Source organism: Halomonas sp. 111 (genome assembly GCF_052379685.1).
GTDB lineage: Bacteria > Pseudomonadota > Gammaproteobacteria > Pseudomonadales > Halomonadaceae > Vreelandella > Vreelandella citrativorans.
In genome coordinates this window covers 57,197-81,207 of record NZ_JBQSYV010000019.1, presented here as the reverse complement: position 1 = coordinate 81,207, position 24,011 = coordinate 57,197, and the positions used below count along the sequence as shown (strand labels likewise).

Here is a 24,011-nt window from a genome sequence, read left to right as displayed (position 1 = left end):
CATGTTGACCCACAGCTAACCAACAGACCCAACAATAACAGTGCAAGCTCATGCGTTAGCCTAGACAGCACTTAGTGGGAGGCTGCGAGCTACTCGAGGAGAAAGCGCTAACGAAGGGGCGATGACGGAGCTTTAAAACCAGACATGTGGCCATGGGCTTTAGCTTTGGGGTTACACGTCAGTTCACCAGCGAACGGCTAAAAAACATCCAACTCCTGGCACCCTGAGGCTTTTTTTATATTGTTTGTGAAAACCTTTTTCATTCAATAATGTAAGCACTCATCCACTCAACCTGTAAGCCATTACTTACAGCCCATCGTCTTTTACCTACAACGTTAGGACTAGCGTCAACCCTCAAAAACGCCTACTATCCTCCGCCGCAGCCAATGCTGCGACGCACAACCAAAATCCTCATAACAAGAACCGTTGTTAACTCCCCTGCTAACAGGAGTGCATGCTATGCAACACTCAATGACTCAGTACCCGGCCACGAATGCGGACATTATGGAAGTATGGGCACAGCACGCGCTTGCGCAGCGCGCAGCGTTTGATGCCTTTGCCGCTTATCTTTGTGATTACTAAAGCCCGCGGCTGTTTACCCCCTATCAACGCCTCCCCTTGGAGGCGTTATTTTTGTGCCTGAGTACGCCATTCAAACTATCCATCAGCCAGCCACTAGGTAGCGTCGCTTTCAAGCGCTGCTAAATAAGCCTCCTGCAGGGTATACATCCGCTTTACGTCTCGGTATTTGCCGTTGATAAAGAACTCCTGAACCAGATGTCCTTCTTCGATGAACCCACTCTCTTCATAAAGGTGAATCGCCTTAACGTTCTCCACTGAGACGATGAGAAACACCTTATGAAGGTTCAGGATGGTAAACGAGTAGTGTAAAGCTTGGCGGATCAGCGAACGTGCAAATCCTTTTCCCTGATGGTCCGGAGTAATAATGATTTGGAACTCTGCGCTGCGATGGATGTAGTCAATTTCAATCAGTTCCACCAAGCCAATCGCCGTGCCGGTGCTGTCTTCCGCTACAAACCGTCGCTCGGCATTATCATGGATATGTTTGTTATAAAGCTCCTCCAGCTCATCAAATGATTCGTAGGGCTCCTCAAACCAGTACGACATAATACTTTGATTATTATTAAGTTCATGCACAAAGCGCAGGTCGCCACGCTCAAGGGCACGTAAAAATAGCAAGTGGTTCATGGGCGCTGATCTCATCGTGTAACGACAACGTGGGGTGGTAATATCACATAGCCCGTTACGTGGCTAAAATATGGCGTTTAAACGAAAATAACTCTGCCAGCGGATGCGGCTTTCCTTCAATTAAAGCGCGCAGTAGCTTGGCCCCTATCATGCTGTAACTAATGCCGTTTCCGCCGTACGCCATGGCAAAGTGCACGTTTGGCCCATGGGAATCATGAGGACCAAAATAAGGCAGCCCATCGCATGTTTCGGCAAACGTGCCCGCCCAACTAAAGGTAGGATTAATCGTTAACGACGGCCAGAGCGTCTTGACCTTGTCTGCCAACCCCTCGGCTTTTTCCAGTACTCGTTCATCGCGACGCTTGGGAATATCCTGCTCATCATCATCACCGCCCACCAGCAGCCTTCCCTCTTGAGTCGTGCGCAGGTAAAGATAGGGCCGCGCAGACTCCCAGACGAGGGTATGTTTAAGCTCGCCCAGCATGTCAGGCGTTAGCGGGTCGGTAACGAATGCATAGCTGCTCCGGTTTTTAGCCACCGGCTCAGGCAGCCACGCTTGAGACTCATAGCCTGCGGCCACCACGACCTGCTGGCAGTTGAGCGTTGCGCCGTTCGTCAACGTAAGCGCTATATGCTCACCGTGCTGGGTCATGCGTTCCACCTGGGTACGGTCGTATACCTCGCTGCCCTGTGTAGCTATCTTGCCAAACAGCTGATAGACCATTCGATAAGGGTCCATGCGTGCGGCAAGCTCGGTTAAAATAGCGCCTGGCGCATCAAAGCCGTAGCGTTCCAAAAGCGTTGCCCGCTCAAGCCACTTGGCCTTAAAACCATGTTTCTGACGCAGCCAAAGTTCCTCTTTCAACGACGCTACGTCTTCCCCACTGCTTGCATAATAGAGGCTTTGCTGGCGCTCAAACTCCACATCCTCCAGTTCAAGCGCCAAGGCTTCAAGCTCAAAAATTGATTCTGCACACGCTTGATAAGCAAGCGCCGCGTTTGCTTCACCGTAACGCTGGGCAAGCTCGGTCATATGGGTATCAATTTCATACTGCAGCAGTGCGGTACTGGCGGCCGTGCTTCCCCAGCCTATATCGCGACGCTCAACCACCACCACGTGATGGCCGTGCTGGCTTAGTTCATTGGCAATCAGCGCCCCGGTTATGCCACCGCCGATGACGGCCACCTCGCATTGATGGTCGTGGGTTAGCTGTGGGAAAGTAGCCAACAGACCGTTCTTTACTGTCCAAAACGGATAGCCGCTTTTAAGATCCATCATGTTCCCTTTACAACGCCTTTATCGGTAGCTTTAACACTAGTGGGTTAACGTAGAAATCACTTATTTATAAAGGAAATCTTTATGATCGATTTACGCAGTGACACGGTCACCCGACCCGATGCCGCCATGCTAGAAGCCATGATGAGTGCGCCTGTTGGGGATGATGTCTGGGGCGATGATCCAACGGTCAATGCGTTTCAGGAGCACCTTGCCACCTTAACCGGCAAGCAGGCGGCACTGCTGTTTCCAAGCGGCACCCAGAGCAACCTGGTGGGCCTGATGGCACATTGTGAGCGGGGTGATGAGTATATCGTTGGGCAGTCAGCCCACACCTATCGCTATGAAGGGGGCGGCGCTGCGGTGTTGGGCAGTATTCAGCCACAGCCAATTGAAAATGCCAGTGATGGCAGCCTGCCGTTAGAGAAAATCAGCGCAGCGATTAAAGCCGATGATGTTCACTTTGCCCGCACGCGTCTTTTGGCGTTGGAAAATACCATTGCCGGTAAAGTGCTGCCCGAAACCTACGTTCATCAAGCCACCGAGTTTGCCCGCTCACGAGGTTTGGCAACGCATCTGGACGGCGCGCGGCTTTTTAATGCGGCCGTTGCAAGCCAGGCGCCGCTTGAGCAGCTATGCCGCCCCTTTGATAGCGTTTCACTGTGCTTTTCAAAAGGGATGGGTGCACCGATCGGCTCGGCGTTGATAGGCCCACGAGGCTTCATCGAGCGCGCCCGCCGCTGGCGTAAGGTAGCGGGAGGCGGTATGCGCCAGGCAGGAATCATAGCCGCCGCCTGCCAGTATGCGTTAGATAACAATATTCAGGACCTGGCCGACGACCACCGCCGCGCAGCACGCCTGGCCGAAGGCTTGGCCCTGCTTCCCGGTATTGAGGTGACGTCTCAAGCCACCAACATGCTGTTTGTACACATTTCGGAAGAGCACCTTCAGACTCTTTCAACATGGCTTAAACAGCACGATATTTTAATTGAGCTTTTATACGCCACGCGTCTTGTCGTGCACCGCGATATCAATGATGCCGATATCGAAAAGGTACTCGACGTGATGGCCGCTTACTTCAATCAACACCCTTAGGCGTAACGCTTAAGCACGTAAGCCTCATAAACGCCGCAGGCCCCACATAAAGTAGGCGCCACCAATCAACGAGGCAACAAGGCCTGCGGGAATCTCATACGGAAACATAATCTGGCGGCCGACCCAGTCGGCCAGCACCATGAGCAACATTCCGATCAATGCGGCGCCAACCAGTTGCTGCCGAGCGCGGGAAAAACCCACCAAACGCGCCATGTGCGGTGCCAGCAGGCCGATAAACGAGAGCGGCCCGACGACCAGCGTGGCACACGCGGTTAACAGTGCCACCAGCAGCAACAGCCCCAACCGCGCTCGGTTCAGGGACACACCCAGCGCTTGAGCCATCGGCGCGCCCAACGGTAGGATGTCGAGCCAGCGGGTAAAAGGAAGGGTTATCACTGCCAACACAGCGGCGATGCTTCCCACCACCACCGCACTGGTCACATCCACGTAATACGTAGAGCCTGCCAGCCAGGCAATAACCTGCTGCCCTCGCGGGTCGCCGCCCGCCAGCAGCACGCTACGCACTGCATCAAACAGTGCGCCAATTGCAACGCCGCTAAGCAACAGCCGCTCAGGCACAAAGCCACTACGGCGATTCAAGATCACTAGCACGGCCAGTGTGGTCAATGCCCCCAGGGTCCCAATGCCGATCAGCGCTGCGTTGCTCGGTGCAGGCAGCACGTAAATACCCAGGATCAACGCAATCGCGCAACCCCCACTGATACCCAGCACTTCGGGGCTCGCCATAGGGTTAGCGGAAAGGCGTTGAAGCACTGTTCCGGCGATGGCTAACATCAAGCCACTGGCTGCCGCGGCGATGACTCGGGGCAGGCGCCACTCCATCACCTGCCAGTGGGCCGGACTAATCCACTCCCAGCCGTTAGCGCCCAGGCCTGACAGCAGTCCCAGGCACACTGCCATTGATAACGCGATTAAAAGCCCCATCGCCAAGCGGTACGGCATTGGATGACGGCTTACCAGCATCCCCGGGGGTTGCGGAGGCCTGTCCCCCTGAAGCTTCAGCCGAGGAATGAGCCATAAAAGCAGCGGTGCACCCAGCGCGCCGGTAATGGCGCCGGTGGGAACCAGCGTCGTCAGCATGCCCGAAAAGCGCTGTAGTAGAAGATCCGTGGTCGCCAGCAGTACCGCGCCCAGCAGCGTCGACCAGAGTATGCGGCTGCCTAACCGGCGTGCCCCGGCCATGCGCACAATATTGGGTGCCGCCAAGCCAATAAAGCCAATAATACCGACAACGCTGACCACGCTGCCGGTAATAAACACCGCAAGCCCGAGCCCAGCAAAACGCAGATATTTAAGCGAGATACCCAAGCTCTTGGCGCTGGCATCGTCAAGTTCCAACACAGCCAGTGGGCGTAACAACAGCCCTGCGGCCACAGCACTGATGGCCAAGTGGGGCCATAAGGTGGCTACCCCACTCCAGCCGTTCTGGGCAAGCGACCCCGCCCCCCAAATCAATAGCCCCGCCAGCGTCTCATGGTTGAACAGCAACAGCGCGGTCGAAAGTGCGCCCAAATATAGATTAACCACCAACCCAGCCAATACCACGACCACAGGCGCTAGCCCACGCCGCCAGGTCAGCGCAAACACTAGCCCAACGGCTAAACCGCCACCGATTAACGCCACCCACTCACGTCCGATGACCAGCAGCCCTGGCGCCATCAACGTGGTAGCTAGCAACGCCAGGTTAGCACCCGATGCCACCCCAAGCGTAGTGGGTGATGCCAGCGGGTTTCGCAGCACCTGCTGCATCAACACACCCGCCAGCGCCAAACCGCCGCCAGCCAAAAGCGCCACGCCTATTCGTGGCCACCAAGCATAATAGAGTAACACCTCATTGGTACTTCCAAACGAAGGCGCCAGCAGTGCCTGAAACCCGGAAACAATACCGCCCTGAACATGAAGGCTAATGCCGAACAGCACCAACAGCGGCAAGCTAAGTAACCAAACGGCCTTGGCAGGCGACATACGGCACGCTTTTTGAAGGACGGCTGCACTTAGCATGGCAGGTTATCTCGGATAGTCGTCCACGCTTGGGCGGTGGACGCGATAGGCAGCACGGTCATTTAAGCGCCTTGGCTTTTTAATCAGTCATGGGTGAATATAAGCGCGTGATTTTAAATGATAACGATTAGCACTACAATTGATGCCCTCGTTAGTGAGCCCTCCGCAGGGCTGTAATAGCGTGTCATCAAAACAGTTAATGAACCGAGAACGATAATAATGGCCGACATAACCTCCCCTGCTGCTCTAACAAACCCTCACTCCTGCTGGCGAGACAGTGCTACGCGCTATGGCCTCATAAGCCGCACTCTGCACTGGATAACGGCCGCTATCGTACTGCTTCAGTTCAGCGTTGTGCTGGCGTGGCGCGGGTTTGGCGAAACGCCCCTCACCTTACTGCTATCAAGCATCGGCCCCCACGGCTCGTTGGGCGTTATACTTTTAGTGATAACGTTACTGCGTGCGGGCTGGGCATGGCTAAATCGCCAGCAGCGTCCTTCGTATGCGCCTGGGATAAGGGGTGCGCTAGCACATGGCGGGCATGTCACGTTGTATGCACTGCTGATCGCGCTACCCACGCTTGCCATCTTGCGCCAGTACGGCAGAGGCGGTGCGTTGGATGTCTACGGCCTACCGCTTTTCAATGCAGCCGAGCGCGAGATCCCATGGATGATAGCGACAGCCAACGCACTACATAGTCCGCTCGCCTGGCTGCTTTTAGCGCTGGTGGCTGGGCACGTGATAATGGCACTTATACACCGTACGGTGCTCAAGGACGGTGTGTTTTCCCGGATGGCCGGCCCGCTTTCGTGATAGACAGCCGTTTGTGCGAAGCGCTGGAGCAGCGCTACTAAATGATAACCATTAACGATACAATCGGGTTTTCGTAATCACCTTCTGACGGCCAGGAGTCCTCCATGTTCGAGGTCAAAGGCGCTACCTTTGCGATCAACGGCAAGCCCCTTTTACAGCCCATTGAGCATACCTTTCAGCAAGGCAAGGTCTACGGCCTGATTGGTCATAACGGCTCGGGAAAATCGACTCTGATCAAGCTACTGGCCCAGCAGCAGCCGGTAAGCCAGGGCGAGATCTATTTTGACCAACGCTCGCTCAGTGCCTGGGGCAACCGGGAGTTTGCGCGCCAGGTGGCCTATCTTCCCCAGCACTTACCCAGCGCCGAAAATTTAACCGGCCGAGAATTGGTCGCTTTTGGCCGCTACCCGTGGCACGGCCTACTGGGCCGTCATAACCAGAAAGATAAAGACGCGATTGACCGAGCCATCACGCTCACCCATACCGAAGCGTTTGCCGACCGCTTGGTCGATACGCTTTCTGGAGGTGAGCGCCAACGCGTTTGGCTTGCCATGCTATTGGCACAGGGTAGCCGCTTTTTGCTGCTTGATGAGCCGCTGGCCGCGCTGGATATTGCCCACCAGATGGAAGTCCTCGCACTCATTCGCAAGCTCTGCGATGAGCTCGGCCTGGGGGTTATTATCGTTCTGCACGATATTAATATGGCTTCGCGCTACTGCGACGAGCTGATGGCCCTACACAGCGGCCGCTTGCTCGCTCACGGCACGCCAGGTGACATGATGAGTAATAGCACCCTGGAAGCTATTTATGGGTTGCCCATGCAGGTCATGCAACACCCTAACGGCGAGCATAATATCGCGGTCGCTCAATAAACGCGCTTTTGTAAAACGCACTGATTCGCAACTAACACTTCAACTGATAAGCATTATCGATTAAGCTGACTCCTTCACTTTCAACCTGCGCTAACGCCACATCGTTACTGTTTGCGCAAGTGTGCTTGAACTTTTACAAGTTCATGTCGGGAGTTTTGTTATGCCACCGCTAGCCCTGACCCACTCTGCCTGTACCTTGCCCTCGCTCGCTGACTGCTATCAGGGCGCACTTGTGCTGCTTACCCCGCCCTTGATTGGCGGCACGCCACCGGCCGGTGCAGTAAAGGCTTCGCGCTGGCGCAATGCAGCACTGCTGGAACAGGATCTGGAGCGCTACGCTGCTCGCTACCCGGGTGGCGACAAGCGCGCCATTACGTCGCTGTGGTCGAAGTGGCATTTCAGCGCGTTGACCGTGCCTACCCTCGCTTCTCACCTGCTTCTTAACCGTGATCTACCGGTAGAGCTGGATGATGTACACGTCATTTTGAATGATGAAGGCTGTACAACACAGCTTTGGCTACCTTATGAAGGCGCGTTGATGGACGCTCAGGATTCCAGCGAACGTTTTGCCAAATTAATTACCCAGCACTGGGCGCCACTTATTGAACGCTTGTCCGCCATTTCAGGCGCAGCCCCCCGCGTGTTCTGGAGCAACGCCGGTGGCTATCTGGATTACTATGTGAAGGTACTTGCCGAACACCCGGAAGTGAACCAAGCGGCGCTTAGCGCTGCCCGAGCGCTGTTGGAATCACGCCATATTGATGGCCAGCGCAATCCGCTCTTTGAGCCAGTACGCACGTATACGCCCAAGGGCAGCGATGAGGTGAAGCAAGTACGCAAGCTTTGCTGCCTGCGCTATTTATTGGATGAGTTCAGCGTGTGCAGCAATTGTCCGCTGGAAGGGTGTGACCGAGTGGCCCGCAAACGAGCCACCTAACGGCTGTCTAGCTGTATATTTTTTAACTTCAGATCTCTAACCTCAGATTTTTAACATCAACTGTTAATCTGAGTGACCGCATCCTGGCTTGCCAGATCGCGCTGCGCGCCGGTTAATTCTCTTAGCTGCCCTTGGGACATTTCCAGCAAACGGTCGGCATGTACGAAGTAGCTATCATCGTGGCTGATCGCAAACACCGTTTTGCCCATACCACGCAGGTGCGGCAATAGTTCTCGGTAGAACAACCGCCTGAACTGAGGGTCCTGGTCGGCGGCCCACTCATCAAGTAGTAAAATATCCCGCTCTTCGGCAATCGCCAGTAACAGTGCCAGGCGCTTGCGCTGCCCTTGGGAAAGTTGGGTATTAATGACCCGATTATCCTCCCACTTCAGCTTTTGCTGCATTTGTAACCGCTCAAGCCAGGTCGCTACCAGCACAGGGTCGGCATTTTTCCCGTCCGCCCCCATCGCCAGGTCAAACTGATGAAAGTCGGTAAATACACTGGCAAATCGCGCTCGAAACCCTTGCCACTGCGCCTGTGTGAGCGTCTGTCCATCCACCTTGATATGCCCGCTTTGCGGCTGATACAAGCCAGTTAACAAACGCGCCAGGGTGGATTTTCCGCTGCCGTTACCGCCAATCAAAAATACCTGCTCGCCGCGCTCAAGCGTCAAATTGACGGGCCCAACGTGAAACCCTTCGCTCTGCTCACTGCCAGGATAGTGATAAGTCACATCCACAAGCTCAAGGCGCTGCCAGGCAGCAAAGGCGTCATCAACCGCAAAGCCCGGCTGATGCTCAGCAAGCTCCAGGCTCGCCAGCTTATCAAACGCGACCTGTGCGCTTATCAAGGTGGGCCAGGCGCCGATGGCTTGAATTAAAGGCGTGCGTAAGAACAGTAACGTCAATGCAAAGGTAGCGGCAACGGCAGGTGTCGCCCAGCCAAGCCCGTTGGCCATGAAAAACACCACGCCAATGGCTCCCAGCATCATAATGTTGGACCAGTTCCCCGCACTTAGATGATACGTATCCGCGCGAATAATATGATAGCGATACTCGCGCGCGTTGCGGGTGAAGGTGGCATCAAAGAAGTGCTGAGCCCGGTCACGGTTGAGCGCTAACTCTTTGCGCCCTTCAATGGCGGATTGGTAATCTTTGTAGAGACGATCTTCGCTTTCGCGTACCAGGCTAAAGTGCCGATATACCTTCGAAATCAGCACCCAGCCCACCCCCATCGTGGCCGCAATCCATATCACGGTAATGACCACCATTTTCGGTGAAAGCCACGCCAAATAGGCGACCGAAGCAAGTGCCAACACGGCACCCTGCACAAGCTCAGGCAGGCGCACAAAACCAATGGTGATATTACGCACATCACTTGAAAGACTCGCCAGCAGCGTGGCATTACCCAACTGTTCAAGCCGCTCGATATCGGTGTCCAGAATGCGCTTCACAAGCCTTGTGCGCAGGTCATACACAAAGTAGTGCCCCAGCAGGGTAATCGCTAACTGGGTCCCCAGCGTCACAACGAGCAACACAAATAGCAAACCCAAAAACTGGGGCAGCGCTGAAAGCGGGCTGCCAACTTCAATCAAGCGCTGATTAATAAAGGCAATGACGCCAACCCCGAGGCCCGCGCTTAAAAGGCTTAACCCAATGGCCCCTAAAAATGGCCAGCGGTAATGACGAAAGACAACCTGCAACAACTCCATTAGCGCTTCCTGACAGAAAGATAGGCAGCAAATTGTGACGGACTACCTCGTCAAGTCAATGCGCAAAGTGATTTTCATTTGCAAATGAGGCGTTCATACGCAGCGACCAAACGGCCCATGAAGCAAATAGTAAATGAGCGTCTGCAGATCGACGCAGGAATCTACGAAAACACCAGCAGCACGGTACTGATAAGCGCGCCTAACGCGAAGGGCCAAAAGCGGCTATGGCGGTCTTCCGGCAACTCCTCTTTCAACACGTTAAGCACAATACCACCGGCCACAAACGCATAAAGCAGGCTGACAATGGGTTCAGAGACATCTACCGTTAACCCCAGTAGCCAGCCGACAACCACCGCCGTAGCCAGCACCCAACGGCCCTTGCTTAAATAGACATCCCGGTGATGGCGCACCAAGCCATGGTCGTTGACCAAAAAGTGTGCACTCATCGCCTGGAAGAAAAAGATAATAGCGGGGAATTCATTATTGCGGTAAACCAGTAGGTAGCCAATCAGCGCGTTATAAAGCGAGAAAGAGCCTATATGTATCCAAAAAAACGCCCTTCAGCTTTTGAACATTAATCGGTTTATCCTGCTGGCCTTTATGTGAATGCTTTGTCGCGGCTTGCTCAAGCCCATAAAATACCGCCAACCCAATGAGCGCCACGATATAGGCATTATGCTCCAGCACCTCCAGCAGCCCATGGGCGTTAATGGTTTCGTGAGCATCGCTTAGGGTAGGAAATATATGAATAAAGACATAAGCAACCGAGACGCCACCTGCTAACGAAAGCCAAGCGCTGCGAGGCACAGCGCTTAGCTTTCGAAGCCTGCTGGCAAAGATATGCACGGCGGCCAAACCGATAATGAAAGCGATCTGTAGGCCCATATATCATCGCTCCCTGCGAAGGCTTGGGCTTGAAGCCTGGTCGCTTGAAACCCAGTCGTTTGAAACCTAGTCGAATAGGCTCATACGTTTGATGACGTTATCGCGCTTTACCCGCCAATGAAATAACGCTCCCGCCACGTGCAAAACGATTAACACCACAATGGCCCAGCCAAGACGTCCATGCCATGTGTAGAGCTGGTCAGAAAGCGCTGGGCGTTCACTGATCAGCGCAGGCAGTTGCCACTGAAAGAATTCAACCGGATACCCACCGCTGGCGGTCGCGACCCAACCCAGCAGCGGCATCATCACCAACGCCAAATAAAGCAGGTGATGCACGCTGGTACTGACAATACGCTCAAACGCATTCAAGGGCGGGTCGTGGTCAGGCACGACAAACGCCATGCGGGTCATTATGCGCAGGGTCATTAGCAGTAAAATCGTTAACCCCAGGGTTTTATGACTGGTATAAAGCAGGTTAGTGAACGTGTTGCCTACCAGCGCCACCGTACGTTCATACCCTATCGTTCCGATGGTTAAGCCACTGGCCAAAGCAAGTAGTACGGCGACAGCCACCAGCCAATGCAGCACCCGGTGTGGATAAATGTAGTGATCCAATTCGTGCATTGAGCACTCCTGGCAGCAACGTTATATGGCGTTTAGTCTAGCTATATTACGTCGATTAATCATTCAACGCTTTACACTTGATCTTATAGCGCCTCACTGGGAGCCGCTAGCTGCTCACGAATCAACTCGCCCAAGCGCCGGGCTGGCTCGGATGGCCGATGAGGCGCTCGGTGCAGCGCCAGCTCAATCATGGGCAAGGCGGGCAGGCCGCTACTTTCATCCAGCGGACGCAGTGAAGGTGTCAACATGCTGCGTGTCACCACGACAACGGCAAGCCCGGCAATGACAATCGGTGCCAACCCCGCCATCGACTGGCTGGTATACGCCACCCGCCAGTTACGCCCGGCGCCATGCAGTGCCTGCTCGGCGACTTCCCTAAACACATCGGCACCTGGTGAGTAAAGCGCCAGCGGGATAGGGTCACTGAGTAACGGCTGCTGGTTAACGCCCACCGCCCAGACCAGCGGCTCGCGGCGGATAACATCGCCACCGGGTGAGTTACGTTGGCGCGTCACCAAGGCTAAATCAAGCTCAGCGGCTTTTACCTGTTCAACCAAGTGGGCACTTGTTCCGCAAATAACCTTAAGCCCCACCGCTGGATAAAGCTGGTGAAAGTAGGCAAATACCGACGGCAGCAGCGATGCGTAATCTTCTGGAATGCCCAAAGTCAGATTCCCGGTTACCTGCTGGGCCTGCATATCGCCCCATGCTTCGTCGTTAAGCGCCAGGATGCGCCGTGCGTGAGTAAGTAACCGCTCACCATCTGGTGTGAACCGGATACGCCGTCCATCACGTTCGTGCAGGCTGAGCGACAGCTGAGCCTCCAAACGCTGAAGCTGCATACTCACCGTGGACTGCGTGTAATCCAGCCGTTTCGCCGCCGCCGTGACGCTACCGGTATCGGCAATCGTTACTAGCGTACGTAGCAGCGTGAGGTCTAACGTTGGCGCCCGCATATATCACCATTATTGATTAAAACAATCATAAAAGATCGATATTGTGATGTGTTATTAACGAGTATGCTGCGTTGCATATGTTCCAGGCAAGGAGATCATCGATGCAACGTACACACTCCCCTATGGTGTTTCCTCGTTGGTATAGTGTTGGCGCCGCGCTAGTGGCTGTCATCCTGTGGAGCGTGGCCCCCTTGCTTGCTGAACGTGCTCACTCTTCTTCGCCCTTGCAGCTAACCGCTTTAACACTGCTAGCTGGCGCATTTGCCACACTGCCGCTAAGCCGCCGCGTTACTACCACTCACTGCAGCCTGAACTGGCAGTTAGGCATCTGGGTAGGTATTCCGTTGTTGATATTGGGCGCAGTAAGCACTTACTTTATAGGTATGCGCCTTGCGCCTGCGGCCGAGGCTGCGCTTATCACGTACACCTGGCCAGTACTTTTCGTGTTGTTAAGCCAGTGGAGCCGCTTTGGTCGGATACGCTTGGCCGGTATTACCGGGGCGCTGGTTGCCTTTTCAGGGGCTGCCATTCTGCTCGTGCCACAGGCATTAAGTAATGGTTTGGGAGGAGCAACGCTGGGTTATGGGCTCGCCTTGCTTGCCGCCTGCTGCTGGGCACTCTATTCATGGTTAAGCCAGGCCGCACCCGTGTGCATTACGCCACTTCTCCCTCGCCTGCTGCTGATTGCCTGCGCCATCGCGACGCTTGCCAGTATCGGAGTGGAAGGCCAGCTGGTTCTACCCAGCAGTGAAGCGCTACTGGCGGGCGTTGCGTTGGGGTTAGGGCCTTACGGAATCGCCATGGTAGCCTGGGATAAAGCCCTGCGCTGGGGGCATGCAAGCCTGGTTGGCAGCCTTGCCTATGGCGTGCCCATTTTAGCGGGCCTTTTGCTGGTACTTGCGGGCGTTAGCGTACTGGATTGGCGCTTACCCACTGCGGCGCTGCTGGTAGTGGTGGGCTGTTTAAACGCTGGCCGGTGAAGACCCTGAAAGCGGCTCGCTAACCAGTACGCTTGCCAGAAGCGCCGGCAGCCAGCTCGGTTTAAACACATCATCGGCGCCACCGTTCATCTCAGCTAGCGTCCACCAACGGTAGGCTGGCTGAGAATTTTGGCTCACTTCTATGGTGGGTTTCATCGTGTCATGGGTGTCAGGGCAACGTACAAGAAAGTAGCGCTCGCACTCACGTTCAGCGCCCTCGCCCTGCACGCTATGACTGCTTTCATATTCACGTAGCAAAGGTCCTAATGGACACTCAAGGCCCGTGTTGGCTTCCAAAACGCGCATAGCAGCGGCGGGATAATCCTCTTCAGGCAATACGCTACCTCCTACAGTCCCCCACTGCTGCGCTTGATGCTCATGATCAGCCAATAACAGTAATTTTCCTTCCGCGTTTACGATAACTAAACGCACCCAGCGGCGTGCTTCCAGTGGTTGATTCATCGCCATCCGTGCCTGTTTATTGTTAATAGTGGGCAGCAGGACAGAAGCACTAGGATGATGGTGTATTTCCGATGTGCTCCTGTCTGCCACCACCACTGTTTACTCCTTTATAAAGCCAATTGCGTTAACAAATATCATTGACCTAAATAACGAGGCTCAACAATCCCTTTTAATTCCTCAACAGGGATCGTTAACTCAGGCTGCCCCATCACATAGGGAGCAATTTCGTACACGTTGTATTTTACCATCCACTCCTTTTCAAGCGGTGCCACGTTGGTGCTGTCAGTAAATGGCCAGCTGGACGCAAAATCCTCGCCAACATCCTGCTCACTCATCCAGCGCTCATGCGCCTCGGCTAACGCTTCATCAAAACCCTCCTGACCGCCAGCCATGAGCATATCATCGAGAGTCACCACCTCATTCAAACGCTCATCAATGACCATGAACTGCGTGGATGGTAAACCGTGGGCCTGGCCTGCATAAATCACATAGCTATCAAGCTCAAGCACCAGAAGGTCGTTCTGACGGGAAAACACGCTGGCACTCAGCTGTGCTTCACTCGCCATCGGGTGAGGCAGCCTGGTATTGTCCTCTTCAGCACGATGAAAAAACTCATCCGCGAAGTGATCCCAGTCGTCAGCGGGCGTGTCGTCGCCATCGGTGATACCCAAGGCAAGCGCAAGCAGACGCTCTTGCACCTGCTCTGTTAATGCGGGGTTATCAGGAAACGTTAATGCAGAGATCTTCACCGTTGAACAATGCTCATCCTGACAATCAGGAGATGAATACTGCTTATCCAATGGCTGGTATACGAGGGCGCTGGTATCGGCCGTTTCAGCATTAGCTGATTGGCAGACACTAAGCAGCAGAACCGCAGCGGGACATACACTCATTTTCCAACGAAGCATATTTTATCTCCATGTAAGGCATTTTGTCGGGCGCCAAGTTGAGTCTAGTCATACTTAAGCGCCCTTGCCCACCAAGGAGAGAAACAACAGCTTAAAATAGCGTAATCAGTTACATATTGGGCTGCATTTGCGCTGGCTCAGCGGTTACGTCAAGTTCAAACAACCCGCTACTCGCCGTGCTAAAGCCACGCGCAATGACCGTATAGGTACCCGGCAGCAATTGCTGTTGCAGTTGCGCATTGGTACCGGCACCACCATCGTCATCACTAACAGCGACACCTTCGCCCTCAAGTTCCAGATAAGCATCAAAGTCGCTGGAGCGCATATCGATGGTGACTAATGAGCTTTCGGCTAGCTCAAGCCCGTACACCAGTGACTCACCGGTATACCAACCGTTTAACGTTTCACCAAGCGTGATTGCACCGCTGTTACGCAGCTCGACCCCTTCAGGTAGCTCTTGCGGTGCCAAGGTAATTCTGAACAAACCGCTATCACTGCCATAAGCAGTACGCGCCGTTAACTGATAAGTACCGGGCTCAAAAAAATCAGCAATACGGGCATTCAGGTTATCGCCGCCATCGTCATTTTCACGGTAATAGCCATCAGGACCTTCGAGCACCAGGTAAGCATCAATATCATCCGACATCATGTCAATCTGGTACATGCCCGCTTCTTCAATTTCAACCTGATAGCTAAGATTCTGGCCGCTATACAAACCATTTAATGAGTCGTTGGGCACAATGCTGCCGTCGTTGCGCAGCTCGCCATCGCCGGGTAATTCGCGCGACTCAGCAGTCAGCGTGAAAAGTCCAGCACCTTCGTCATAAGGTGTGCGCGCCGTTACGGTGTAGTCACCTGGCACCAGGAAGTCTGAAATTCGGGCATCCAAATTCCCCGCGCTATCGTCGTCCTCTCGGAAATAGCCATTTGGCCCGCTAAGCTCAAGATACGCATCAAACTCATCGGAACGCATTTCCAACTGATACATGCCCGCTTCTTCGATGGTCAGCGTATACTCACTAGAAGTGCCATCCAACCAGCTGTCCAGTGGAGCATCAAGGGTCAATACCGTGCTATCGCTTAGTTCAACCACTCGGCTGTTCAACGTATAAGGGCCGTAACTGTTGCTATCAGCACCGCTGACCACCACCATGTAATCGCCCGCTTGCTCAATACGGTGGCGTGCAGTAGGCGCTACGCTCAACAGCTGAAGCTGATCATCATAAAGCGCTACGATGCCATTCAGGGCACCGCGCAAACTAAACTCAACCAGATCACTCTCATCAAGCGTCATCATGTAGCGGTCGTAGCGGCTTCCATCATTGCCATTAAGCAGGTCACTGGCCGTAATTTCCCCACGCAGTTGCTCGCCAAGCGTAATGCTATCCAGCCCCGCCAGTGCAGTTTGTTCGGCGGTTTGAGACGCCACCGAGGAAGAGGAAGATGCATCGGAAGAGAGCGTCTGTGCAGCTAAAAAGCCGACAACAGCTCCCCCTACCGCAACCACGATTAGCGCAAAAGGAGAGGATTTAGCCATTAGGGCGTCCTTGATCAATGACGGAAGGATGGGTCGTTCAGCAAGATTAATAATACGTAATGGTAAGTAAAATGCTCAATGAGCGGTATCATTTTAATGTACCAGAAGAACTTTACTTATATTCCGACATCTCCCGTTAACCCCCTGAAATGCAAGGTCATAACGGGAACATCAAAAAACACGTAACTTTGGGGCCAATTGTACCGAACGTCTTAAAGCTTGCTGACTCTGAAAGAGCGCGTTACCATCCCTTCGCCTATCCGGCACCTCATTGATGCTTGCGAGACTCTCGACCGACACGAATAACTGAGGTACTCCAATGGGAGCCCCTACACGACTATTTCGAACGAGTTGTTTAGCTGTCCTGCTTATCGCCATGACAGCAAATAGCGCGTTTGCCAACGACACAGATACACAGGAAGGCGTTGCTTCCTACTACAGTGATCGCTTTCAAGGCGCGCTCACTGCCAGCGGAGAAGCGTTTGACCAGCAGGCACTCACCGCTGCTCATCCTAGCTTACCGTTTGGGACGAAAGTGCTGGTAACCCGCCCTGATACAGGGCAAGAAGTAGAAGTGCTGATCAATGACCGCGGCCCCTTTGTAAAAGGGCGGATTATTGATCTATCCAAACGAGCAGCACGCACACTGGGCATGCTAAACCAGGGAGTAGCCCCGGTTATGGTAACGTTGCTGGATTAACGGATAGCACACCCCCTAAGTGTGTGGTACCCCTTAGCCGCTCAACGACACATCACTTCTGTTATTCGCTGAATCCTACAGGGCGCTCATTTGAGCGCCCTGTTTTTTTATCTCCTGTTCTTGCCTGGTGTTTTAGATGCTTGGCTTACCGCATAAATGACTTCAAAAAAAAACGAACTTGCGCGCAAGGTAATGATCTCTATGCTTCAAGTACATCTGTTTCAAGTACGTTAATACGCTTTCACGTGACTGGAGGTATGCATGAAGTCTCATTTCTTTACCCTCACCGATTACCCCAACGGCTTACCCGAACGTGAACTGTTCACTCTGGACTCCCAATCACTTCCTGATCTCAGCCCAGGTGAAGTGCGTATTCGCAACCGCTGGCTCTCGGTAGACCCCTACATGCGCGGCCGTATGAGCGGGCAACATACGTATGTCGCACCGTTCAGGCTGGGTCAGCCGATGGAAGGTGGCGCAATAGGCGAAGTGATTGCCTCCAGCGATGAACGCTTAAAAGAGGGCGATATTGTTAGCCATATGGGTGGCTGGCGCGATATCGCTCAGATCTCTTCATCAGGCGTTTATCCACTACCCAACGCTGATGTACCCGAGCAGGCATATCTTGGGGTATTGGGCATGCCTGGCATGACTGCCTGGACCGGCCTTAACCGCATTGCCGAGTGCCGCCCTGGCGACAATGTGTTGGTAAGTGCTGCCAGCGGTGCGGTGGGCTCACTAGTGGTTCAACTTGCCAAGGCCAAGGGTTGTCACGTGGTCGGTATTGCAGGTGCAGCGCATAAGCTTGCGTGGCTTGAGTCGTTGGGTGTTGAGCCCGTTAGCTACCGCGACCGCAGCGCTCACGAGTTAAGCGATGCGATACAGCTGGCCAGCCCCGAAGGCATTGACGTTTATTTTGAAAATGTGGGAGGCATTTGCCTGGAAGCCGCATTAAGCCAGCTAAATGAAGGCGCTCGTATTGCGGTCTGCGGCATGATCGGAAGTTATAACGCCGAAAAACCCACGCCAGGCCCCAGCAATCTGTCTCAAATGGTGGTACGCAAAGCGAAGATGCAAGGATTTATTGTGGCAGACCATTGGGATCACTACCCTGAGTTCCTCAAGGAAGTGGCTCCCCAGGTAACGGCGGGTAAAATTGATTACAAGGAAACGGTTAAAGAGGGCCTGGAGGGCACACCGGAGGCGTTTTTGGAGCTGTTCAAAGGTGGTAATACTGGCAAGATGCTAGTGGCACTAGAGCGCTAACACCGTGTTAGAATGAATAAATAGTAGCAACACACCATGGCCACGCTATCTTTATAGCGTGGCTTTTTTATGCGCTATCCAACGCCGTTTGATCAGTTCACATCCATTACTGGTACTTTCGGCGCAGCTCAGTCACCTGTTTGATGGGTAAACCCCGTCGGAGCCGGTACCAAGCCTAGCCATCAACAGCTATCAAACGTAATAAGCTGTCAATCGTAATAAACAGGGGGAACACTCATGGATGAAAATACGCGAGCACGTGGGAAATGGCCTGCCTTACTGCTAGGCCTCTTACTGATTGTTGCAGGCCTGGCGTTAGCGGTAGGCGGCGGCAAACTCATTAGCCTCGGCGGCAGTGCCTACTATTTGATCGTTGGCATTGGCATTACCGCCACCGGTATTTTACTCGCTATGCGCAGGGGCGCTGCCCTTTGGCTTTATGCGCTAATTTTAATAGCGACGCTGCTTTGGGCACTGTGGGAAGTTGGCCTGGATTGGTGGCAGTTGGTTCCCCGCGTCGCCATTCTTGCGCTCATCGGCATCATCATGCTGCTTCCCTGGTGGCGAAAGCCGCTTCGTTCACGAGGCGGCAGCCTTGCGCTGAGCGCCAGCATTGCAGCCGCTATAGTGGTGGCTATCGCCAGCCAATTTGATGACCCCACGACCATTGATGGCACGCTTGCCAATAACAGCACGTCGGGTAGTGAGAGCGTCAACCCCGCCCAGGTAGCAGGCGATGACTGGCCCGCCTATGGCGGCACCAACGCGGGTACGCACTACTCGTCGTTAAGTCAAATCACCCCTGAGAATATTGGTCAACTGGAAGAAGTATGGCGTATTCAGACCGGTGACCAGGCGGGCCCCGACGCCCCTCCCGAAATTACCAACCAGAATACGCCGTTAAAAGTTAACGACAGCCTGTATATCTGCACCTCTCACAGCCGCGCTATGGCGCTTTCTCCCGAAACCGGTGAAACCCTGTGGGAGTTTGACCCGCAAATTAGCACCCAGGGCGCCGTCGACTTCTCGGGCTGGGCGCACATGACCTGCCGAGGCCTTGCGTACTACGATGCTGCCAACTACGCAGACAGCGGTACAGATGATGCGAGCGAAGCAGGCGCTCAGGCGCCTGAACTTTTTGCGGATGCCAGCGCCTTTGATATCGACGTTGCTATTCTTAGTGGTTTGACAGAAACCGCTGCAGGTGATGCTGACAATGCGCCCTCGGCAATTATTAGCCAAACCGATGTGATGTGCCCGCGCCGTCTCTACCTGCCCACCGCCGATGCCCGCTTGATCGCCCTGAATGCCGACACCGGTGAGCCGTGCGAAGGGTTTGGGGTAAACGGCGAAGTTGATCTAACCCGCAACATCGGCAACTTCAACCCAGGCGGCTACTACTCCACCTCCCCCGCTACCGTGACCGAGAACCTGGTCATCCTGGGCGGCCACGTGACGGATAACAGCTCAACCGATGAGCCGTCAGGCGTTATCCGCGCCTTTGATGTGCGCACTGGCGAGCTGGTATGGAACTGGGATAGCGGCAACCCGGAAGAAACAGAACCGCTTGCCGATGACGAAACCTACACGCGCAACTCGCCCAACGTATGGGCGCCCATTAGCGTTGATGAAACGCTGGGGCTGGTGTACCTGCCGATGGGCAATGCAACGCCCGACCAGTATGGCGCGGACCGTACCGAAAACGATGAAATCTACAGCGCAGGCTTGGTGGCGCTTGAACTCGAAACCGGCCAGGTTGCTTGGGTCTATCAGTTCGTTCATCACGATCTGTGGGATATGGATATGCCCGCCCAACCCGTACTGATTGATTTGGCGACCAGTGACGGCGTTCAACCTGCGGTGATTCAGCCGACAAAGCAGGGCAGCCTTTACGTGCTTAACCGGGAAACCGGCGAAGCGATCGTGCCGATTGAAGAAATCCCTGCGCCCCAGGGCGCCATTGAAGGCGACTGGACAGCAGAAACTCAGCCGCGTTCGGCACTCAATCTGCTACCCCCACCGCTAACCGAGCGCGACATGTGGGGTGCATCACCGTTTGATCAAATGATGTGCCGTATTCAGTTCAACTCACTGCGCTATGAAGGCCAATACACGCCCCCCTCGCTTGAAGGCAGCATCATCTACCCGGGTAACGTCGGGGTGATGAACTGGGGCGGCGTCGCAGTTGACCCTGAGCGCCAGGCGCTCTTCACCGGGGCCAAGTACTTGGCATTTATCTCGCGCTTGATTCCACGTGATGAGGTTGAAGAAGGCCAGGGGTCTGCTAGCGAGCAAGGGCTACAGCCAAACGCAGGAGCCCCGTACGCCGTCGAACTAGGGCCGCTGCTGTCGATCTTTGATTTGCCCTGTCAGGCACCACCGTGGGGCGATGTAGCGGGTATCGATCTGCAAAATGCCGAGGTCGTGTGGAAGCACCGCAACGGCACTACGCGTGACAGCATGCCCTTTGATTTGCCGTTTGGTTTGCCGGTGGGTGTTCCGGCACTAGGCGGCCCGCTCTCCACCGCCAGCGGCGTTGTCTTTATGTCGGGCACGCTGGACCAGTATCTGCGTGGTTACGACATCACCACGGGCGAAGAGCTCTTTAAAGCACGCTTGCCCGCCGGTGGCCAAGCCACTCCCATGACCTATACCGGCGCCGATGGCCGTCAGTACGTGGTGGTAACAGCGGGTGGTCACGGCACCTTCGGAACCAAAATGGGCGATTACGTTATCGGGTACGCGCTACCTGAATAAGCGCTTACTTATCGTCTAGACATAACACAGCGGGCAGCCCACTTGGGCTGCCCGCTGTCATTACCATGTAGTGGCCATTACCGAAGGCTTGAAACCTCGGGCTTAAAAGCGCATTTCTACCCCACCGTAAACGCTGCGCCCCGGTGCCGGTTCATAGTAACGACCATAGGTGCCGTTCAAACGAACGTTGGCATAGTGCTCTTGATCAAACAGGTTACGCACACCCACATAAGCGTTTAAACGTGAGTCGCTTCCCAGTTGCCAACCATCACCCACGCGAAGGTTCACCAGCCAATAGCTATCTATATCGGTTTCATTAGCGTTATCAGCGACCATATCGCCGGTGTATTGCGTTTCAAGCGTGGCAAAGCGGTGCGCTGAGCTCTCCCAAGTAAGCTGGTTGACCCAGGTTTGCTCCGGCAAGCCGGGAATACGCTTGCCATCAAAGCGCTCATCAGGCGTGGAAAACTTGTCAAACTCATAGCGCGCCAGCGTCAACGCACTGTCTAACCGCCACTGATCGGCAAGCTGCCAGCCCAGCGCCACTTCCAGGCCATCGCGGTTGGTGTCGCCTGCATTCTCATAGAATGTACGTTCATTTTCATCGACATAAGGTACTAGCTCATCACGCACACGTACCGAGAATAAGGCAACGTCGTAATCCATCGCTAGCGGCTCAATATACCCGCGCATGCCTATTTCACGGTTCCAGGCCTTTTGCGGCTCAATGGATGGGTTAAAGCCGCCGCCTGCCGGATTAGCAAATTCAACAAATGTAGGCGTTTCAAAGGCAGTCCCGGTACTGATATACACCTGATGCTGAGGACGATAGCGATAGCTAAGCCCGGCAGAGCCGCTCCACTCGTTATAGGTACGATCACCGCTTTGGTCACCATCGTCATCGGCGATATATCGGTCATCTATATCCAGTTCCACACGGTCAAACCGCGCGCCTAGCGATAGCGTTACCTGCTCGGTAATATCCAAATCGCCCTGAGCAAAAATACCCGCCGACGTGGCCTTTTGAGTTTCATCCGCCACTTGATCACCTACCGCGCCTTGATCGTTTTTATTGCGGAAGCGCTCATCACTCTGGCGCGCGACATCCCCTCCCGCGGCATAGCTCAGCGGTAGCTCGCCCAGAGTAATATCATGATGGTATTCAACGCTAGCCCCCATATAATCACGCTTATACCCTAAACGGCTGTCACCCTTGTAGGGCAGTTGCTGCTCAAAATCGCGGCGCGCAATAAACCCTTTAAGGTAGAGTTCCCCTGGGCCTGCGGCCAAATCTTCATACTGCAAACCGACTAGCTGCTGGTCGACTTTTTGGTGTGAATCAAGCGCCAATGCATTGGGTGCCGCCTGATGGCGCCCGCTAGCCACTTCGCCAGCATTGAGTGCACCGGGATCTTCCGAGCGCGGGTTTTCCAGCAGGTTGACAATCGCCGTTAACGCACGCTCGCTACCCAGTTCCCGGCGTAGCTTGGCATTCAACAAGTACTTTTCAGTAGAGCTCTGATCGCGATAACCGTCCATATTTAAGGCTGAAAAACTGACGTGGTGTGACCACTCCCCTTGGGCGCCACCGGTTTGCAGGGCAGCTTTGCGATACCCATCACTGCCTACCCCTACTCGCAGCCGTGTACCTGGATTATCACGCCCGTCAGCGGTCGTCACATCAATCACCCCACCGGCGGCATTGCCATAAAGTACCGAGGAAGGCCCACGAATCACCTCAATGCGCTCGGCACTGTCCAGATCAATGGCGTCCAACTGCGCTTGGCCATCGGGCAAGGTATAAGGAATGCCATCAACCATCACCGTAATACCGCGCACGCCAAACGGAGCACGCGCACCAAAGCCACGTATTGCAATACGCTGGCCCTGGGCAAAATTATCCCGATTTTGTACAAACACACCCGGCACGCGTACCAGCGATTCATCCAACCGCACGCGCTGCTGGCCCTGAGCAATGGCGTCTCGATCCAGAATTGAAACCGCAGCCGGTGTGGCATAAAGCTCACGTGCTAAACGGGGTGCACTCACTTCAACAGTGGGCAGTGCTTGGGTAGATACCGGCTCGGTTTGTGCCCAAAGCGGGCCAGAAACAGCGCAGCTTGCAAGTAGCAGTGATGGCGGTAGTAACTTATACATGGATTCCCTTCCCCGTTTTTCTGATAACAAAATGATCGTTAAGGATGTTGAAAAAAAGCGTTAATTAAAGATAGAAATAACGCCGCAGATGACAATTTATATAAGCAAAGGGGGCGTTGTGGCGTTGGCAGCAACGGATCCGGTCAAGATGATTGTTGCCATCATCCTACCGCCGTTAGGTGTATTTTAGAGGTTGGCCTAAAAGGCTATTGTTGGCTAAACACCATCCTGACGCTGCTTGGCTTTATCCCCGGCATCATTCATGCGTTTTATGTGATTTTAAAGCACTGATTGTACAACATAGATAAACCCTGAAGCCGCCTGGACAAATGCCTGGGCGGCTCTTTTATTGCTGCTAGCTAAACCGCATGGCGCCGTTGGTGCAGCGCATGGACCTTTTCATCCCACCCCGCTAACGGGCCTGCTACTTCAAGCCCTGGCACAATGTGCTGAATAGGGAAGGAGGCTACCGCCGGTGGGGCGACGCCCAGGTCATCTAGCCAACGCCCTAACTGTTCAGATGAACTGATATAAACGATCCGACCAAGCCCTGCCCACCCATGCGCGGCTGCGCACATGGCGCAGTGCTCACCCGTGGTATACACCGTTGCCTTGGCCCGCGCCTCTGGCGTCATGTGCTGTGCTGCCCAACGTGCCAGCGTGAACTCGGGATGCTGCGTCACGTCACCGCTGACAATTCGGTTACGGTCCTCGGCAAGAATATCCCCTTGTGCACTTACCAGCACGCTGCCAAAGGGTTCATCGCCCGCTTCAAGGGCTTCTTCAGCCAGCTCAATGGCACGGGTCAAGTAAGTGAGTTCCTGGTCATTCATCCCGTCGTCT

The 24,011-nt window shown here is 54.4% G+C and carries 22 protein-coding genes and 1 pseudogene; 10 read left to right on the top strand and 13 right to left on the bottom strand.

Annotated features, from left to right (window positions below; translation table 11 throughout):
• Nucleotides 1–459 precede the first annotated feature (459 nt).
• The gene (locus tag ACT3T7_RS14535; RefSeq protein WP_264757783.1) at nt 460–582 is read left to right on the top strand and encodes a hypothetical protein; all 123 of its coding nucleotides are present in this window, start codon (nt 460–462) and stop codon (nt 580–582) included.
• A gap of 93 nt (nt 583–675) precedes the next feature.
• On the opposite strand, the gene speG is transcribed toward ACT3T7_RS14535, so the two are convergent.
• A complete protein-coding gene (gene speG / locus ACT3T7_RS14530; protein ID WP_444631418.1) occupies nt 676–1,209 on the bottom strand; it encodes a spermidine N1-acetyltransferase in 534 nt (177 codons plus the stop codon).
• A 55-nt stretch (nt 1,210–1,264) separates the two neighbouring features.
• On the bottom strand, nt 1,265–2,488 hold the full coding sequence (locus tag ACT3T7_RS14525; RefSeq protein WP_444631417.1) for an NAD(P)/FAD-dependent oxidoreductase: 1,224 nt from the start codon (nt 2,486–2,488) through the stop codon (nt 1,265–1,267).
• An 81-nt stretch (nt 2,489–2,569) separates the two neighbouring features.
• Between ACT3T7_RS14525 and ltaE the strand changes: the two genes are divergently transcribed.
• A complete protein-coding gene (gene ltaE / locus ACT3T7_RS14520) occupies nt 2,570–3,580 on the top strand; it encodes a low-specificity L-threonine aldolase (protein ID WP_444631416.1) in 1,011 nt (336 codons plus the stop codon).
• A gap of 24 nt (nt 3,581–3,604) precedes the next feature.
• On the opposite strand, the gene fhuB is transcribed toward ltaE, so the two are convergent.
• A complete protein-coding gene (gene fhuB, locus ACT3T7_RS14515) occupies nt 3,605–5,602 on the bottom strand; it encodes a Fe(3+)-hydroxamate ABC transporter permease FhuB (protein ID WP_172118087.1) in 1,998 nt (665 codons plus the stop codon).
• 219 nt (nt 5,603–5,821) lie between these two features.
• Between fhuB and ACT3T7_RS14510 the strand changes: the two genes are divergently transcribed.
• The 3 genes from ACT3T7_RS14510 (at nt 5,822) to fhuF (ending at nt 8,224) form a co-directional block, all read left to right on the top strand.
• Nucleotides 5,822–6,415, top strand: coding sequence for a cytochrome b (locus tag ACT3T7_RS14510; RefSeq protein WP_444631415.1), 594 nt, complete (start codon nt 5,822–5,824; stop codon nt 6,413–6,415).
• A gap of 104 nt (nt 6,416–6,519) precedes the next feature.
• Nucleotides 6,520–7,287, top strand: coding sequence for an ATP-binding cassette domain-containing protein (locus ACT3T7_RS14505; RefSeq protein WP_441679088.1), 768 nt, complete (start codon nt 6,520–6,522; stop codon nt 7,285–7,287).
• Nucleotides 7,288–7,447: 160 nt separating this feature from the next.
• Nucleotides 7,448–8,224, top strand: coding sequence for a siderophore-iron reductase FhuF (gene fhuF, locus ACT3T7_RS14500; protein ID WP_444631414.1), 777 nt, complete (start codon nt 7,448–7,450; stop codon nt 8,222–8,224).
• A gap of 56 nt (nt 8,225–8,280) precedes the next feature.
• Here fhuF and ACT3T7_RS14495 read toward each other — a convergent pair whose 3' ends face one another.
• The 5 genes from ACT3T7_RS14495 to ACT3T7_RS14475 form a co-directional block, all read right to left on the bottom strand.
• A complete protein-coding gene (locus tag ACT3T7_RS14495) occupies nt 8,281–9,936 on the bottom strand; it encodes a multidrug ABC transporter permease/ATP-binding protein (protein WP_444631413.1) in 1,656 nt (551 codons plus the stop codon).
• A 161-nt stretch (nt 9,937–10,097) separates the two neighbouring features.
• A complete protein-coding gene (locus tag ACT3T7_RS14490) occupies nt 10,098–10,382 on the bottom strand; it encodes a hypothetical protein (RefSeq protein ID WP_444631412.1) in 285 nt (94 codons plus the stop codon).
• Between the two features lie 70 nt (nt 10,383–10,452).
• A complete protein-coding gene (locus ACT3T7_RS14485) occupies nt 10,453–10,821 on the bottom strand; it encodes a hypothetical protein (protein WP_444631411.1) in 369 nt (122 codons plus the stop codon).
• A gap of 66 nt (nt 10,822–10,887) precedes the next feature.
• The gene (locus tag ACT3T7_RS14480) at nt 10,888–11,445 is read right to left on the bottom strand and encodes a cytochrome b (protein ID WP_441679092.1); all 558 of its coding nucleotides are present in this window, start codon (nt 11,443–11,445) and stop codon (nt 10,888–10,890) included.
• 83 nt (nt 11,446–11,528) lie between these two features.
• Nucleotides 11,529–12,401, bottom strand: a complete 873-nt coding sequence (locus ACT3T7_RS14475; RefSeq protein WP_441679093.1) for a LysR substrate-binding domain-containing protein — start codon at nt 12,399–12,401, stop codon at nt 11,529–11,531.
• Nucleotides 12,402–12,502: 101 nt separating this feature from the next.
• Here ACT3T7_RS14475 and ACT3T7_RS14470 point away from each other — a divergent pair, with 101 nt between their 5' ends.
• Nucleotides 12,503–13,381, top strand: a complete 879-nt coding sequence (locus ACT3T7_RS14470; protein WP_441679094.1) for a DMT family transporter — start codon at nt 12,503–12,505, stop codon at nt 13,379–13,381.
• Here ACT3T7_RS14470 and ACT3T7_RS14465 read toward each other — a convergent pair.
• The 3 genes from ACT3T7_RS14465 to ACT3T7_RS14455 form a co-directional block, all read right to left on the bottom strand.
• A complete protein-coding gene (locus tag ACT3T7_RS14465; protein WP_444631410.1) occupies nt 13,364–13,936 on the bottom strand; it encodes an NUDIX domain-containing protein in 573 nt (190 codons plus the stop codon). The two genes, ACT3T7_RS14470 and ACT3T7_RS14465, sit on opposite strands and share 18 nt — an antisense overlap.
• Nucleotides 13,937–13,977: 41 nt before the next feature.
• A complete protein-coding gene (locus ACT3T7_RS14460) occupies nt 13,978–14,751 on the bottom strand; it encodes an RsiV family protein (protein WP_444631409.1) in 774 nt (257 codons plus the stop codon).
• Between the two features lie 109 nt (nt 14,752–14,860).
• The gene (locus ACT3T7_RS14455) at nt 14,861–16,288 is read right to left on the bottom strand and encodes a hypothetical protein (protein ID WP_444631408.1); all 1,428 of its coding nucleotides are present in this window, start codon (nt 16,286–16,288) and stop codon (nt 14,861–14,863) included.
• A 376-nt stretch (nt 16,289–16,664) separates the two neighbouring features.
• Here ACT3T7_RS14455 and ACT3T7_RS14450 point away from each other — a divergent pair, with 376 nt between their 5' ends.
• From ACT3T7_RS14450 to ACT3T7_RS14440, 3 genes are all read left to right on the top strand, one after another.
• Nucleotides 16,665–16,988, top strand: a complete 324-nt coding sequence (locus ACT3T7_RS14450; RefSeq protein WP_406565430.1) for a septal ring lytic transglycosylase RlpA family protein — start codon at nt 16,665–16,667, stop codon at nt 16,986–16,988.
• Between the two features lie 261 nt (nt 16,989–17,249).
• Nucleotides 17,250–18,254 (top strand): NADP-dependent oxidoreductase, encoded by a 1,005-nt coding sequence (locus tag ACT3T7_RS14445; protein WP_444631407.1) that lies wholly within the window; start codon nt 17,250–17,252, stop codon nt 18,252–18,254.
• Nucleotides 18,255–18,491: 237 nt separating this feature from the next.
• Nucleotides 18,492–21,011, top strand: a complete 2,520-nt coding sequence (locus ACT3T7_RS14440) for a glucose/quinate/shikimate family membrane-bound PQQ-dependent dehydrogenase (RefSeq protein ID WP_444631406.1) — start codon at nt 18,492–18,494, stop codon at nt 21,009–21,011.
• A gap of 102 nt (nt 21,012–21,113) precedes the next feature.
• Here ACT3T7_RS14440 and ACT3T7_RS14435 read toward each other — a convergent pair whose 3' ends face one another.
• Nucleotides 21,114–23,168, bottom strand: coding sequence for a TonB-dependent receptor family protein (locus ACT3T7_RS14435; RefSeq protein WP_444631405.1), 2,055 nt, complete (start codon nt 23,166–23,168; stop codon nt 21,114–21,116).
• A 148-nt stretch (nt 23,169–23,316) separates the two neighbouring features.
• Here ACT3T7_RS14435 and ACT3T7_RS14430 point away from each other — a divergent pair.
• Nucleotides 23,317–23,459, top strand: a pseudogene (locus ACT3T7_RS14430) (YqaE/Pmp3 family membrane protein).
• A gap of 68 nt (nt 23,460–23,527) precedes the next feature.
• On the opposite strand, the gene ACT3T7_RS14425 reads toward ACT3T7_RS14430, so the two are convergent.
• Nucleotides 23,528–24,001 carry a nucleoside deaminase gene (locus ACT3T7_RS14425; protein WP_444631404.1) on the bottom strand — a complete coding sequence of 158 codons (474 nt, stop codon included), beginning with the start codon at nt 23,999–24,001 and terminating at the stop codon, nt 23,528–23,530.
• Nucleotides 24,002–24,011 lie beyond the last annotated feature (10 nt).